The sequence below is a fragment of the Bradyrhizobium sp. BR 10261 genome (assembly GCF_019455395.1).
GTDB classification, from domain to species: domain Bacteria; phylum Pseudomonadota; class Alphaproteobacteria; order Rhizobiales; family Xanthobacteraceae; genus Bradyrhizobium; species Bradyrhizobium manausense.
The window spans coordinates 25,696-41,753 of record NZ_JACOFQ010000042.1 but is presented as its reverse complement, the minus strand read 5'-3'; the positions used below and the strand labels follow the sequence as shown (position 1 = coordinate 41,753).

Genomic DNA, 16,058 nt, shown 5'->3' with positions numbered 1-16,058 from the left:
TTATGGTGGGAAGCGTTGGATTCGTCGGTCTGGGAGCCATCGGTTCACCGATTGCACACAGGATCCTGCTGCGGAGGGGGGCACTCACTGTGTTCGACATCAACGCCGCGGCTTGCGAGCCGCTTATCGTCCAGGGCGCTCGGCGAGCATCTTCTGTCGCTGAAATTGCCGACCTGTGTGATGTCGTCTTCGTTTGCGTTGATCCACCCGATGCATATCGACAGGTCGTCCTAGGGGCGGACGGGATCATCGACGGGTCCCGCTTAAGATATTACGTACATATCGGAACGACCGGCCCTGATCTGATCAGAGAGCTTGCCGAAGCCTTGGGCCGACGAGGCATCGTAACCCTTGACGCACCCATGACGGGCGGTCCCGCACGTGCGCGTGAGGGGAGAATGACCGTTATGGCAGCAGGGGACGCAGCGGCGTTGAAGGCGATCGAGCCGCTCTTCGCGGCCTACGCAACGCATATCGTCCCGGTGGCGCCGGAGCCAGGGCCAGCCCAGATTCTCAAGATCATCAATAACACCATCACTGCGGCAAACCTGGCGGTGGCGGCTGAGGCGCTCGTGCTCGGAACAAAGGCGGGGCTAGATCCCGCGGCCATTCTCGAAGTTGTGAACTCCGGGTCGGCCCGCAGCGACGTCACCATGACCAAGTTTCCGCGGCACGTCTTAACGCGAAGCTTTGATTTCGGGGCTGCGATGAGCTTGGTCAGCAACGATCTTGGCGCTTGTCTCCGAGAAGCTGAGCGCTTGCGCGTACCAATGTCGGTCGGTCGCGCCGTCTGGGAGCTCTTTCGTCGTGCAATGACGGAGGGGAGTTCTCGCGATGACCTCACTCGTGTCGTCGAGCGCATCGAAGCTTGGGCGGGAGTAGAGCACCCATGAGCACTGGCAAGCAGTTCGATGATCGTAACATGCCGCAAGTTGAAGAGAAGGAATATGCGTGATGAGAAATTCCCATCCTGCACTTTCTGCCGATATCACTGTTCCGGCCTCGGGGTGGTTCGGGGCCGAAATTGCCGGAGTGCACGACTGGATCCACGAGCTCACGGACGAAGAGCGTGAGGAACTGAGGCGAGCTCTCGCGATCGCTCAAAAAATGAGTCGACCTCAACATGATCTTACGCCGGAAGACTTCCCTCTGCCTGTTATGGGGCGTCGCCTGGCCGCGGTCGTATCCTCGCTCGAGACTGGGCGTGGGTTCGCGTTGTTGCGAGGTCTTCCAGTCGAGGATCTTTCCGAGGATCAAGCCCGACTGATGGCGTGGGGCGTTGGCTTGCATGTCGGTGTCGCGCTTCCTCAAAACGCAAACGGCGCCTTGATTCATGACGTTCGTGATCGCGGCGAGTCAAGCGCAACCACTTTGCGCGGAAACGGCAGCACGGAAGAAATCGCCTACCACGTCGATCCGTGCGATGTCGTAGCGTTATTTTGTCGTCGCGTCGCGGCTGCGGGCGGTGAAAGCTTCTTGTGTAGTTCTCGCGCGATCCATGACACGATTCGCAGCCGCCGGCCGGACCTTTTGGATCTACTCTATCAGCCGTTCCATTTTGCCGAGCTTGGCTCAGGAGGGGTGTACGCCTGTCCGATATTCGGATGTGCCGACGGATTTTTCACAAGCCACTACTACAAGGCTCGGATTCTCAAGGCCGCAACGATGCCAAACGTTCCGCGCCTTACGGAAGCGCAGTTGGAGGCGATCGATCTGATCCAGAAGCTAGCCTCTGATCCGAAGTATCACATCGCCATGAAGTTGAAGGTCGGGGATCTTCAACTCGTCAACAACCACGTGGTGTATCATCGGAGATCTTCTTACGACGATCATTCGGATCCGGATATGAAGCGGCACCTATTTCGGTTGTGGTTCGCCGTTCCCGGGAGTCGACCGCTGGACAGCGCGTTCGGGGGCTTTTGGAATCAAACCGCGGCCAGCACTGTGCGCGGCGGTGCCCAGCGATGGAACCGAATAGTCGACCATGTGACGGGCTACCAGCGGCGGTTGGCCCAAATCCACGGCCTATCGTTCGATGCCTGAGTGGCGGCTGAAGCCTTAAAAATATGGAGCAGACCAGGTGACCGATCTCGTTCGTGACGCTGCGCAATCTGGGATTGTGATCTTTCATGAGGAAGTAGCCCGTGATGGGGCTCAGGGTAAGACTCTGCTGACCGGCGCGCAGAGGAGCGCCATCGCGAAACGACAAAGTGCGATCTTCGGGCCGCAAGCGTGTCGTCAACTCGTCTTCAATGCCGGTTTCCCGAGCATCGGCAAAGAAGAATTCGAGGCGGTCCGCCTGGTCATCGATGAAGTTGACGAGTGCTATGTGGGCGCCGCCGGCCGCGCCCAGCGAGCAGACGCGGATATTCTCTTGAAGGCAGTCAAGGGAGCAAGGCATGGACGCATTTTCATCGCCGTGCCGGTTTCTACGCGCATGTGCGAGACCTTGCTCCACATGAACCCGGACGAATGCCTGGCCCGCGCGCTGGATGTCGTAAGGTACATCCTCGACAGGTCCGACGGGGCTTTCGTCGATGTGGCCCTCGCCGATGCCACGCGAGCCGACCCTGGTTTCGTTGCCGAGGCATCGGAGGCGCTGACCAACGCCGGCGCATCCATGATCATACTCTGCGACACGGTCGGCTCTCTGTTTCCGAATGAGGCGGGAGAGTTCTTTCGAAACCTCAAGTCGCGAACCGGGGACGCGGTGTCCTTCATCGCGCATATGCACAATGATCTCGGTTTTGGTCTGGTCAATACTCTGGAGGCATTGCGCGCGGGTATCTTCGGCTTGACCAGTTCATGGCTCAGTCTCGGTGAACGTTCAGGAATGCCTGCCACTGAACAACTTCTGTTCGTACTCGGACATGAGCCGGAGCTTCTGTTGCGGAAACTTGGTGTGAGAGATCAGATCTGGTTTTCGCAGCCAAATCTTCGTGGGATTCCGCCGATCGCCCGTTATGTAAGTCAGGCGACAGGGGTTCCTCTGACGACCACGACCCCGATCGTCGGCCAGGGAGTCAATTCCATTTCGACGGGCACGCCGTTCACCGATCCCTCGGTTTTTCAACCCTTCGATCCGCAAGCCGTTCTCGGCATTCCTCGACAAGTTCTCCTGACGCCGCTTGCCAGTTCGCGTGTGATCGCCGCCGTCGCACAGCGCCTTCATCTCGACCTGAGCCCGGCAGAGACGGAGATCTGTCTAAGGTGGGTGAAGTCCGAGGCTTACATGCGACGTGTGCCATTGATCGACGATGAAGACTTCTGTTTCTTCGTCTCAAACCTTCGAGCCGCCAAACGTCACGACACGACCGAGCCGAGCTTCAATATGGAGGACGTCAGGCGACCACACATGGTGGCGTCACAGTGAGAACGCGGTCGGGCAAAAGTAATTGGCGATGCCGATCGAGCCGTGCTGCGGTCCTGTTCCGTTCATCCAACCTTCGCCGAGGTTTTGCAGGGCCCGTCACCGCCGATCGGCAATCAAGAGAAATTCAGGTGCGACCAATGGATCACGTTCGGGTCTCGACGCCAATGACGCGGAGCCGGTGGACGTAAGCCACACATCCAAGACATATCCGGACAAGCTTTGCGGGCAATCAACTCGTGGCTCGACGTGAAGAAGGAACTGTCGAATGTCGATCGGTGAAGAAATGGGGTCGGTCAGCGCTGTGATCGAGCCTGTAACGGCCGAGTCGGATGTCCCGAGCGGGGGCTACCGCATTCATTGGCAAGGCACGCCGCTTTCGAGCGCTCAGGAGCGGATCTGGATCGTCAACGAAATGTATCCGCCGAGTGGCGCGTACAACATCACGGCGGCGCAGATCTTGCGTGGAACGGTGGATACGACCTCTCTTCGTCGCGCCGTTGAGAGGACCGTCGCGCGGCATGAGGGGTTACGCAGTCGGTTCGCGGTTGTTGATGGACATCCGGTCCAAGTAGTGACGCCGAGTGAGGGGCCGTGGCCGATCACGATGTTGGACTACCGCGACCATGCCGGCGAGGAGCGAGAGCATGGCCTGCGTGAAACCATCGACATGCTGCGGACGGCGCCTTTTGATCTTATTCGCGATTCACTTTTCCGCGTCGCGATTCTGCAGATCGACCTCAATCAGACTCTGCTTGTTCTCGTCATACATCATATTGTTTCCGACGAGTGGTCGATGGGCCTTCTGTTCAGAGATATCCTCGAGTTCTACAACAGTCAGGTCACAGGTGAACCAATCCGGCTGCCAAAGCTCGGTTCGCGATACCTCGATTATACGCTCTCGCAACAGGGGGCATGGCTGGATACCGTCATGAAGAGGCACTTGCCTTACTGGCGGGAGCGGCTGGCTGAGGCCCCGCAACGGATAGAGTTGCCGACCGATCGCCCTCACTCGAGAAGTCCACGGATGCGGGGTGGAGGCATCCCGATCAGCATATCGGAGGTTCTGGGTTGCGAGATCAAGCGGCTCGCCCGACGAGAACGAGCCACCCCCTTCATGGTTCTGCTCGCTGTCTATCAGTTGGTGCTGGCCCGTTGGAGCGGCCAAGACGACATCCTGGTGGGCGTCCCCGTCGCAGGTCGTTCTCGTAGGGATTTGGAGGATGTCGTCGGGTGCTTTGTCAACATGCTGGTCTTGCGCGCGGAGGTGCCAGACAGATGCGGCTTCGCAGAGCATTTAAGGGCCACGCGCCAGACTGTGCTCGCTGCCCTCGCTCATCAAGATGTTCCTTTTGAGAAGCTGGTCCAGGCACTTCAGCCCCCCAGGGGCTTAAGTCATCATCCCTTTTTTCAAGTCACATTTGTGCTTCAGACGGCGCCCTCCACGCTGCCGGACGTTGAGGGTGTGGAGGTGACACCGACTACATTTGCCTCCGCCTTCGCCAAGTTCGAACTTTCGCTTGAGCTGCGCGAAGAGGGTGACGGCTATGCCGGCGTGCTTGAGTACTCCGCAGATCTGTTCGACGCGTCGACAGCGGCGCGCCTGGTCGCGCATTTCGAGACCCTGTTGGAGGCGGCGCTGGCCGATCCGGAGCGCCCGGTCAAGGAGCTCCCACTGCTTACTGCGGGAGAGCGACGGACGCTGGTGGAATGGAACATGACGGCGGCGCCATACCCGGCAGAGCGCTGCCTCCACGAACTGTTCTCCGAACAGGTATTGCGCACGCCGGAGGCGGTAGCTGTTGTTTTCGGGGCTGAAAGGATCAGCTACGGAGATCTGGAGACACGGGCTAACCGGCTGGCACGCCATTTGCGCGAACGGGGGTTGGGGCGCGAGGCGGTGGTTGGGCTTTGCCTGGAACGCTCGACCGCGCTGGTCGTTGGACTGCTCGCCATTCTGAAGGCGGGTGGTGCCTATCTGCCGCTAGATCCCGACTACCCAGCTGACCGGTTGGCTTACATGTTGAGCGATGCCCGTGCGGCGGTCGTGTTGACGCACAGCACGCTGGCGCACCGGCTGCCGGCGAGTAGCAACATCTCGATCATGTGTGTGGACAGTGAGGCGGAAGCGATTGGTGCGCAGCCTAATTGTGCCCCCGCCGTACCGGTGCATCCCGATAATCTCGCCTACGTCATATACACGTCGGGCTCCACGGGAAGACCCAAGGGAGTCATGGAGCCGCATCGCGGTGTCGTCAATCGGCTGACCTGGATGCAGGACGTCTACCAGCTCGACTCGACCGATCGTGTCCTGCAAAAGACTCCGTTTAGCTTTGATGTTTCTGTTTGGGAGTTCTTTTGGCCACTGCTGTATGGCGCGCGGCTCGTGGTGGCACCTCCAGGCGCGCATCGCGATCCGTTAGCGTTGTCGAGGCTGATCGGTGAGCAGGGCATCACAATCGTCCATTTCGTCCCATCCATGCTGCGGGCCTTTCTCGACGGAGCGGATTTGGCTCAATGCGCCACGCTCCGTGATACAATGTGTAGCGGCGAAGCCCTGCAATCGGATCTGCAGAATCGCTTCTTGGGCGCACTGGGAAGCCGGCTGCACAACCTGTACGGTCCAACCGAGGCGGCCGTCGACGTCAGCTTCTGGGCATGTCGGCCTCTGCCCGATGAGGCTTTGGTTCCGATTGGCCGGCCAATCGCCAACACCCAGCTGCATGTCTTAGACCGCTGCCTCGAGCCGGTACCGGTAGGTGTCGCAGGTGAGCTATACATCGGAGGCATCGGGCTTGCACGGGGCTATCACGGGCGCCCGGATCTGACGGCAGATCGCTTCGTGCCAAATCCATTCAACGTTGGTCAGCGGCTTTATAGGACGGGTGACCTCGCTCGTTGGCGCCGGGACGGAGAGCTGGAGTTCCTTGGCCGGACGGACCAGCAGGTGAAGATCCGAGGCTTTCGTATCGAGCCTAGCGAGGTCGAAGCGATAATGTTGAGCCATGTTGCGGTAAGTCAGGCTGTCGTGGACGTTCGAGAGGATGGTCCCGGCCTCGAACGGCGTCTTGTTGCCTACCTTGTTCTCACCGGCGAACAGCCGTCCCCCTCGAGCGCCGATCTGCGTGAGTTTGCCCGCAGCCGTCTACCCGACTACATGGTGCCTTCCGCTTTCGTCGTCCTTCCGGGCCTGCCACTAACGCCCAACGGCAAGCTTGATCGCAAGGCTCTTCCGCCTCCGGATTATCGTCAAGAACAATTCGTCGTGCCGGCAACACCGCTGCAGGCCGCGTTGGCGCGCATATGGGCGGAGGTGCTGGGCATCGATCGCGTCGGTGCCAACGACAACTTCTTCGATCTCGGAGGCCACTCGCTTTTGGCAACGCGGCTCGTGGCCGGAATCCGCAAGCATACGGGCTGCGATATTCCCATTCGGTCGATCTTCGAGACCAAGACCCTTGCGGAGCAAGCCGCGTTGATCGACGAATTCAAGGGCTGGCCGCAAGCCGCGCTCCTGATGGATATCGTCCCTAAGAGGCGCCCGGCGTCTGTTCCTGCGACCGCAGGGCAGTTGCGACTTTGGTATCAAGCGATGGGGAGTGAAACCCAGCAGGCAAGCCTAGTCGATCACGTCGCCGAGAACCTTTCATACGTGGCCGATCTCCGTGGGCCGCTTCAGGTGCACCAACTGGAGGCCGCTCTTCGACGAGTCGTCGAGCGCCACGAAGCGCTTCGGACCACGTTCGGATGCGATCGCGGCCAGGTCGTCCAAATCGTCGGGGATGCGCAGCTTCAGGTCCTGGAGATTGTCGATGCACGCCACATGAAAGGTGAGGCGATCGACAGTGCGCTCGAAACGGCCTGCCGAAAGTCATTCGATCTCAAGCACGATCGCCCATTGCGGGCGTTGCTGCTTCAAGTTGGCGACGACCATGCGGTGCTTGCGATAGTTGTTCATCACGTCGTTTCAGACGGCTGGTCAATGCAGATTATTTTGTCCGAGCTCGCCGAATTCTACAATGCGGCGCTGGATGGCAGGGTCCTGGAACTCCAGCCTGCCTTGCAATTTGCGGACTACGCGCTTTGGCATCAGCGACTGCTTCGTGATGGAAGCCTTGACGAGCAGATCGCCTATTGGAAACGAACGCTTGCTGCGCCGCCACCCCCTCTCGCCGTTGGCGCCGATCTTGACGGCGCGGACTCGCTGTCTCAAGCGACGCGACCAGAGCACAGACGCATCTTCCCATTATCCCGCCCGCAACGTGAACGCGCGACGGCAGTGGCGAAGCGGGTCGGATGCTCTCCGATGGCTATCTACATGACAGCAGTACACTTGTTGATCCGGGCCCGTTCTGGGCGCAGTGACGTGGTCGTGTTAGTTGCCTCTGCCAACCGACGTAATGCATCCACGCAGAAGACCGTCGGCCGGTTCTTCAATTACCTGGCGATAAGAACCCGATCGACCCCGGATATGGCGGCAATCGACTTGCTCCGGCACGTGAACACTGCGCTCACAGAGGGGTACGAACGCCAGGAAACGCCCTTTGAACTGATCCACCGTGCCTTGACTGGAAGCGACGCCCTGTTCAGCAGGCCGATATCGGAAGTGGCGATGAATTTCATGACGGCGGACGCGCCGCTGATGTTGCGGGACGTCAAGGCACACCGGCGGGCGGACCCCGGCATCAGCAATCTCAAGCGCGCCCTGAACCTCGGCTTCGTCGACGACGGCCTCACAACGGAGTGTCAGATGAGAGTCGATGCGATGCGCTTCAGCGCGTCGGCTGCCGATCGGTTGATGACCCTTTGGATCGAGGTGTTGGACGCCTTAATTCGTGATCCGTCCGTCACCGTCGAGGCGCTTCTCAGTCATGAGACGATCGGAATGGCGATTGTCGCGGGGCAGCAGGAATAGCTCCCCGAGCAATCGGATCAATGAGAGGCTCACGTGTTCAAGGCTGCAGAGAACTGGATCAAGCCAACCATCTCCGGGGCACCCGGTGCGCCTCCGCAGGGATTGCTGAGATTCTACTGGTTTTTCCTTCGGCAGTTTCGATGGCCGATCGTGGTTTTGTTGGTCTCGGGCCTGCTCGTGGCGGTTCTGGACGCGCTCGTTCCGGCTCTCATCGGCTGGATCGTCAGGTTGGTGACGGAGATGCCGCGCGGTAGTTTGCATAGTCACTTGCCTATGATTGTCCTGGCGGCGGCGCCAATCGTCCTGCTGAGGCCTGCGATATCGGCGGCGTACAAACTCGTGGCAAATCAGGCTATCGCGGCGAACACCGCCAATCTGGTTCGCTGGCAAAGTTATTGGCATGTGACGCGCCAGAGCTGGTCGTTTTTTCAGAGTGATTTCGCCGGGCGGCTCACAAGTCAAATACTCGCGACCGGTCCGGCGCTGCGCGACAGCGTCGTGATGTCGATCCAAACGATCTGGTATGCGCTGATCTATGGTGCCAGCGCGATATTGCTCCTGGCGCTCGCGGACGTTTGGCTGGCGATTCCGACAATACTCTGGTTTGCGGCTTTCGGTGCAATCCTCGCCTGCGTCCTGCCGCGAATGCGCCAACGCTCGCGCGAGATGTCGGACCAGCGCTCACTTGTGACGGGGCGCATGGTCGACACCTACACAAATATCCAAACCATCAAGCTGTTCACGCGCCCGTCCGTGGAAGACCACTATGTGCGCGAGGCGCTAGACGCACACACAACGACTCACCACAAACTGCTCGGCCTGCAAACTTACCTCAGCATTGCCCTCTCCATCCTGAACGCCTCCTTCCTGTTGGCCACGGGCAGCCTGACCATTGGTCTTTGGGATAGAGGACGTCTTGCGGTTAACGAACTGGTTATGATCCCGCCGCTGTGCTGGCACATCGTGACGATGTCCGAATCCATCATTCAGCAGGTAGCGTCCATCTTCGAGAACATTGGAGCAGTCCAAGAGGGGATGAGATCGATCGCTCATCCGGTTCAGATCAATGATCCCGAGGGAGCGCGGGAACTCCAGGTGAGGGAGGGCGACGTTCTATTCAGGAACATACGGTTCAATTACGGGCGCGATAGCGGTTTGTTTGACAAGCTGAACCTTCACATCGCTGGAAAAGAAAAGGTTGGTCTGGTTGGCGGTTCCGGTTCTGGGAAATCCACGCTCGCGCACCTTCTGCTTCGGTTTTTCGATCCGACAAGCGGTCAGATTGCAATCGACGGACAAGATATCGCGTCGATTAGTCAAGAGAGCTTGCGATCGCACATCTCGATGGTAACGCAGGATACTTCTCTTCTTCATCGCTCCATAGTCGAAAACATCAGATACGGATCGCCGGATGCCACCGATGCAGAGGTGGTGGCCGCCGCCCAAAAAGCGCACGCGCACGATTTCATAGAAAGAGTTACCGATTGGAAGGGGCGGCGTGGCTACAACGCCCACGTGGGTGAACGCGGCGCGAAACTATCGGGCGGGCAGCGGCAGAGAATCCTGATCGCGCGAGTGTTTCTCAAGAACGCGCCAATCCTGATTTTGGATGAGGCGACGTCGTCTCTCGACGCGGAGGCCGAGGCGGTCATCCACGAGCAGCTAAGCGAGTTGATGAACGACAAGACCGCGATTGTGATCACGCACAAACTGTCGACGGTCGCTCATCTCGATCGTCTCGTTGTCCTGGATCGAGGACGACTCGTCGAAGAAGGAACGCACGCTGATCTCTTGCGGCGCAGGGGGCGATACGCCGAGCTTTGGCGCCAGCAGACGGGAGAGCATAAATTGTCGTCTGCAACGTCCGGCTAGGGCGTCCGTACGAAGCGCAAACAGGTGGGATCAGAACGGCTCAACTTATCATCTCAAACGAGGACTCAACATGACGAGCGAGCAGCTTCATATCGCGGTGATGAATGACGAAGAGCAATACTCGCTCTGGCCGGCCGAAGCGGCCCCTCCGGCGGGCTGGAGTCGCGTTGGAAAGCCGGGTTCTCGAGAAGAGGTGCTGGCCTTCATCGCGACCGTTTGGACCGACATGCGGCCGCGCTCCTTGAGGATTGCCGAAGCGACGGAGAGCGACGGCGGAGTTCATTGGGCGGCGACGAGCTAACCAATCGCGCAGTCCATCGACCGTCTTCAGGAGGAGGTGGCTTATGAAGTGTGGAATGAGTGCTGAGCCGATAGCCACCACGACGTCACCGGCTCGCCGGGCAGCGAATTTCCTCTTCGTTGTCGATGAATACGTAGGTCACCTGCATGGAGTGCTGGGCTTGGCGAAGCGCCTGATGGAGGCGGGGCACAATGTCTTGTTCATCGGCAGTCGGACCAGCGCGGCGATCCTGCGTCGCGAGAACGTTCTGGCCATGGAAGAGACGTGGCTTCCCCTCGCGAGTCCGAGGATGAGCTGGTCAAGCCTGTTTCGCCGTCGGTCAACCATCGAGAGGCGCCTTGTTGTGTTGAAGCATGGGCGAGAGAGGATTGCCTCTATCGTGCGCGACGTTCGTCCAGATCTGGTGATCTTCGATCCGTTCGTCCTCGAGTATTATCCATTCTTCTGGGAGCACAATGTCAGGGCGGTGTCGGTCAGTACCAAGCCATTGTTCAGTTTCGACCCCGCGATTCCTCCATACACCAGCTTGCTGGTGCCAGATCAAACACCGATGGGGCGGCTGCGTGTGCTCGGTGCCTGGGCCTATCGTTGGATCGTTGACGCGAGGGATCGTCTTGAGTTTGCGCTTCGTCGGCTCATTACGGGTCTGGCGCCTCGCGTCAGTCATCGATTCACTTCCAGGATGGTCGGATATCCTCTTTCTCGAAATTGGCGAACCCGTCCGATCCGATTCGATCTTCGCTTGGCCGACGTGCCTGAAATTGTCTTGCAGGCGCGCGAATTTGACTTTCCTCGAGTGCGTCCACTCGATCCGCACGCGCATTTCGTGGGGCCTTGCGTGGATCTTCGCGATGTTGATGCGGACTGCTCGGCATATCTTCCCCCCGGAGATGGGCCATTGATCCTGTGCAGTCTGGGCACGGTGCGGCGTGTTCCCGACCGGATGATTCTCAATTTTTATCGCCACGTCATCGACGCGGTGGCTTCCGATCAAAGGTATCGGCTCGTGATAGCGACCGGTGCAGAGGAGGAGGCGCGCGTGCTGCAGAGCCGCGTCCCCGCGGGGGTGACGTCAATTCGCGTGCACGGTTGGTTGCCGCAGACCGCGATTCTTCGACGAGCGAGCCTGATTATCTCTCATGGAGGAGGGAGCTCGCTAAAGGAGGCCATTGCGCTGGGTGTCCCGATGATCGTCTATCCGCGTCGCGCCGACCAGCCTGGCTGTGCCGCTCGCGTCGTTTATCACGGATTGGGACTGGCCGCTGCGATCCACAGCGCGACGCCAGCCTCGATTAGCAAGGCGATCGATCATGTGATCGCCAATCCGACGTTCAAGCGGAGATGCGAAGAGATGAGCCAGCATTTCAAAGCGTACGATCAGAATAACGTTGCTGTTCGGAAACTATGTGCGTTCGCCGCGGGTGAGGCCGCATGACATGGGCGGCTGTCTCTGGACGGCTCGTAGCGAGACCAGACGAACCGGTTTCGTGCGCATTGGCCGTCTCGCCGATCGGGCAGTGCTGGATGAGAACCTCAGTATTCGAACGCAAAGAGCTGAGTTGTGTAGGTGGTTGAATATACGTTCATCGGGTCCATCGCGTTACCGGGAGTGACAGAATGTTTGAGCTTGCCAATCTTGAAATCCATGCTTGGGACGGCTGCAATCTTTCGTGTGAGAGCTGTTCGCACTACTCGTCGCTGGGACTGCGCGGGGGTCCGAGCGATGACGATTGCCGTAACTGGATGATGCCGTGGTCCTCCCGACTGAGGCCGAAGATATTCTCCATAGTGGGTGGGGAGCCAACCCTGAATCCGAATCTTGCCGAGATCGTTCAGAGTGTGGGAGAGCTATGGCCAGATAGCAGGATACGACTTGTCACGAACGGCTTCCTGCTGAAGAGACATCCGAAGCTGCCTGAGATCATGGCACCGATCTCTGAAAGGGCATACATTGAGGTCTCGTCCCATCACGGCGGAGCGGAGTATCAAAGCCGGTTTGCTCCCGTTAGGGACATCTGCGCCGAGTGGCAGCAGCGCTTCGGCTTGGATATTCGAATCCGGCCGGCCGACGCGCGGTGGACTCGGCGCTATTGGGCGGCCGGATCAAGCGTCACCTTCCCTGATGGCGAGCCCCGGGCGGCATGGGAAGCCTGTGAGGGCAAGAGATGTAGACAGATATTCGAGGGGCAGCTCTGGAAGTGTCCGCCGATCGCGTACTTCGAGCTCCTCGCGAAGAGCAATCAGATCGACGAGAGATGGATCAAACTGGCGCATAGCTACAAGGCGTTGGATCCGGCTTGCTCTGATGAGGAGCTAACGGCGTTCCTGAGTCGCGAAGAGGAGGAGGTCTGTCGATTGTGCCCGAGCAAGCTGGAGCCATTCGAACTGCAGAATCCGCTCCTTCCTCGAGGACAGCGCAGGCCAGAGCAGCCACCCCGCAGATTAAGCTAGCCGCCGAACTTCGCTCGCCCATCGCATCAAACGGGACGCACGCAATGCATGCGTCGTTCAATCCGTGTCTGTCGCAAGGAGATAGTATGCAACGGTTTGCCTCGTCACAGTGGCCATCGCTCTCTCGACCTGATGGAAGGACCCGAGTGGCCCTGGGATTGGCGGTTGCTGCGTTTTTGTCGGCCGTCCCTGCGACGGCCGCGCATCGGTCACACCATCGGGGTGGGCTGCCGGTCGACGCGGGTGTCAGGTACTCCTCGATTGTCGTCGATTGGAAAAGCGGTCAGGTCCTTCAAGAGGATGACCCGGACCGGATCACCTACCCAGCCTCCTTGACCAAGATGATGACGTTGTACCTCACCTTCGATGCGCTCGAGAAGGGCACCCTGACGCTGCAACAGCTTCTTCCTGTATCCGAGCGGGCAGAAAGCATGGTCCCTACGAAGCTCGGCGTGAGGATGGGACAGCATCTGAGGGTGGAGGACGCGATTCTGGCGCTGATAACACGGTCGGCGAACGACGCAGCCGTTGTTCTCGCCGAAGCACAGGGTGGCACGGAAGACGCGTTTGCCGAGGCGATGACGCGAAAGGCAAAGGAGCTTGGAATGAAAAATTCCATATTCCGCAACGCTTCGGGGCTTCCGGACCCAGAACAGCGCAGCACCGCACGCGACCTGGCTATCCTTGCCGGCGCGTTGATTGCCGATCATCCCGAATTCTATCCATATTTCAGCCGCAGGGCTTTCAATTGGCGGGGGAGCACCATCGCCACTCACAACCATCTCATGGAACGCTACCCCGGCATGGACGGACTAAAAACCGGCTACGTCCGCGCCGCAGGCTTCAACCTCGCGGCGTCGGCGAAACAAGATGGCAGACGTCTCGTCGGCATAGTGCTGGGCGGGCGATCTCCGGTCGCCAGGGACGACCACATGGCAATCCTGCTCGATTCCGCATTTGCCGAATGATCGAAATCGAAAAACCACCCTCACATGCCAACGCCGATCCGCGCCTGCAATAGGCGATGGTTCGGCGCACCGCCAGTTCGGAGTTGAAAAATGTCTCACCCTGTGCCCAGGCCTGGTGTTCTTGATATTCCGCAGTACACGATGAACAAGAGTGTCGGGCCGGATCCGGGCCGCAAGCTGTTCAGGCTTTCAGCCAACGAATCGCCGTTCGGACCTTCTTCCAAGGCAATCGAGGCCTACCAAGAGGCGGCCTCGCATCTCGGTGACTATCCGGAGGGAACGTCGCGGGTCCTCCGCGAAGCAATAAGCCGGGCTTTCGAAATAGATCCGAATCGCATTGTTTGCGGGGCGGGGTCGGATGTCATCCTCAATCTGTTAGCGCAAGCCTTCGCGGGCGTTGGTGATGAGGCGATCTCGACTGCGCATGGCTTTATGGTTTTTCCGATTGCGACCTCGGCGAACGGCGCAACGAATGTCGTTGCACCGGAGGTCGAATTCGCAGCTGACGTCGATGCGATCCTCTCGAAGGTCGGCCCTCGCACCAAGATCGTATGGCTCGCGAATCCGAACAATCCGACCGGAACCTATCTGCCGTCTGATGAAGTCAAGCGATTGCGCGCGAGCCTGCCCTCGCATGTCCTGCTTGTGCTGGACGCTGCCTATTCGGACTACGTATCCCGTAGGGACTACGAGTCCGGTATCGAACTCGCGGCGGGCACGGAAAACACTGTCGTGACTCACACGTTCTCCAAGATCCATGGTCTCGCAGCGTTACGGGTTGGCTGGATGTTCGGGCCGGCTCACATTGTCGACGCGGTCAACCGGATCAGGCCGCCATTTATCGTCTCGACGTCGGCCATGCGGGCTGCGGCCGCGGCGATCGAAGACAGAGCGCATCAACAGATGTCGAAGATGCATACCGAAAGATGGCGGGACTGGCTCATACCGGAGCTCGGAAGGGTCGGGTTGAAGGTCACGCATAGCGTTGCGAACTTCGTCTTGATACACTTCCCAATCGAGCCAGGAAAAACCGCGGAGGAAGCCCATAGGTTTCTTACCCGACGCGGTCTCGTCCTGCGTCCACTAAAAAATTACCGCTTGCCACATGCGTTGCGGCTGACGATTGGCACCGAGGAAGCGAACCGGCTAGTAGTCGAGGCCCTGCGCGACTTCATGGCAGGGAGTCCCGCGTGATCCAACAATTTGACAGGCTGGCGCTCATCGATTTCGGCCCGATCGGCGGTTCGATCGCACGGGCTGCGCGGTTGCGGGGGAGAGCGTCCAGGATCGTTGCAGCGGCAAGCTCAGCGAAGATACGCGCGCGCGTCGCCGAACTCGGGATCGTTGACGGTGTCCTGGAAACGAATGCAGAGGCCGCGTGACGCCGACCTTGTTATCGTTTGCACTCCCGCCAGCGCTTGTGCGGCAGTTGCAAAGGAGATTGCACCGCACTTGAAGCCCGGTGCGATCGTCTCCGATGTAAGTGCGGCCAAAGGCTCGTGGTAACAAATATGGCTCCATATCTGCCAGCCGGTGTGCATTTCGTTCCAGCTCATCCAGTCGGCGGCATGGAGTGCGCCGCCCCCGAGTCGGGCCTCGCCGAGCTGTTTGTCAACGGACGGTGCATCCTGACCCCGCCGGAGCGGGCCGACGTTCGGGCGATCGAACGGCTACGTGAATTCTGGACCGCGCTTGGCGCCCGGGTTGAGATCATGACGCCTCGATATCATGACCTCGTGCTCGCGATCACGAGCCATCTTCCTCATTTGCTGGCCTACACGATCGTTGGGACCGCGGATGAACTTAGCCAGGTCACAAAGTCCGAGGTCATTGAATTCTCCGCCGGCGGCTTTCGCGATTTTACACGCATCGCAATATCCGACCCAGCGGCTTGGCGCGATGTCCTCCTCAACAACAAGGGGGCGGTGCTCGAGATGCTCGGCACCTTCAACGAGGATCTGACAAAATTGACGCGGGCAATCCGTCGCGGTGATGGCGAGGCGCACTTTAATCACTTCACACGAGCCCGCGAAATCCGCCGAAGCCTGCCCGAGCTTGGCAAGGCGTCGGCCGCTGTCCCTGGAAGCACTCCGGATGGTACGTTAGAGGCCAGTGTCGTTCCTGGTAGCCTTGAGTATTCGCCAATTGATCAGGGCGGCACTCGGTACGATGAACTGGAGA

At 59.3% G+C, this 16,058-nt stretch carries 10 protein-coding genes and 1 pseudogene; all 11 read left to right on the top strand.

Annotation, left to right across the window (positions count from 1 at the left end; translation table 11 throughout):
• The first annotated feature begins 2 nt into the window (after positions 1–2).
• Positions 3–893, top strand: coding sequence for an NAD(P)-dependent oxidoreductase (locus tag HYH07_RS32975; protein ID WP_220006373.1), 891 nt, complete (start codon positions 3–5; stop codon positions 891–893).
• A 61-nt stretch (positions 894–954) separates the two neighbouring features.
• Positions 955–2,043, top strand: a complete 1,089-nt coding sequence (locus HYH07_RS32970) for a TauD/TfdA family dioxygenase (RefSeq protein WP_228749912.1) — start codon at positions 955–957, stop codon at positions 2,041–2,043.
• Positions 2,044–2,080: 37 nt separating this feature from the next.
• Positions 2,081–3,373: an isopropylmalate/homocitrate/citramalate synthase gene (locus tag HYH07_RS32965; RefSeq protein WP_220006372.1), complete on the top strand. Its 1,293-nt coding sequence runs from the start codon at positions 2,081–2,083 to the stop codon at positions 3,371–3,373.
• Between the two features lie 265 nt (positions 3,374–3,638).
• A complete protein-coding gene (locus HYH07_RS32960) occupies positions 3,639–8,285 on the top strand; it encodes a non-ribosomal peptide synthetase (protein ID WP_220006371.1) in 4,647 nt (1,548 codons plus the stop codon).
• Between the two features lie 33 nt (positions 8,286–8,318).
• Positions 8,319–10,157: an ABC transporter ATP-binding protein gene (locus tag HYH07_RS32955; RefSeq protein WP_220006370.1), complete on the top strand. Its 1,839-nt coding sequence runs from the start codon at positions 8,319–8,321 to the stop codon at positions 10,155–10,157.
• 70 nt (positions 10,158–10,227) lie between these two features.
• Entirely contained in the window at positions 10,228–10,458 is a 231-nt protein-coding gene (locus tag HYH07_RS32950; protein ID WP_220006369.1) for an MbtH family NRPS accessory protein, read from the top strand.
• A 55-nt stretch (positions 10,459–10,513) separates the two neighbouring features.
• Positions 10,514–11,893, top strand: coding sequence for a nucleotide disphospho-sugar-binding domain-containing protein (locus tag HYH07_RS32945; protein ID WP_220006368.1), 1,380 nt, complete (start codon positions 10,514–10,516; stop codon positions 11,891–11,893).
• A gap of 182 nt (positions 11,894–12,075) precedes the next feature.
• Complete coding sequence (locus HYH07_RS32940) at positions 12,076–12,909, top strand: radical SAM protein (protein ID WP_220006367.1); 834 nt, start codon at positions 12,076–12,078, stop codon at positions 12,907–12,909.
• Between the two features lie 146 nt (positions 12,910–13,055).
• A complete protein-coding gene (locus HYH07_RS32935; RefSeq protein WP_220006366.1) occupies positions 13,056–13,877 on the top strand; it encodes a D-alanyl-D-alanine carboxypeptidase family protein in 822 nt (273 codons plus the stop codon).
• 90 nt (positions 13,878–13,967) lie between these two features.
• Positions 13,968–15,071 (top strand): histidinol-phosphate transaminase, encoded by a 1,104-nt coding sequence (locus HYH07_RS32930; protein WP_220006365.1) that lies wholly within the window; start codon positions 13,968–13,970, stop codon positions 15,069–15,071.
• Positions 15,068–15,982: pseudogene (locus tag HYH07_RS32925) on the top strand (prephenate/arogenate dehydrogenase family protein); the annotation flags it as partial. The gene HYH07_RS32930 and the pseudogene HYH07_RS32925, both read left to right, overlap by 4 nt.
• Positions 15,983–16,058 lie beyond the last annotated feature (76 nt).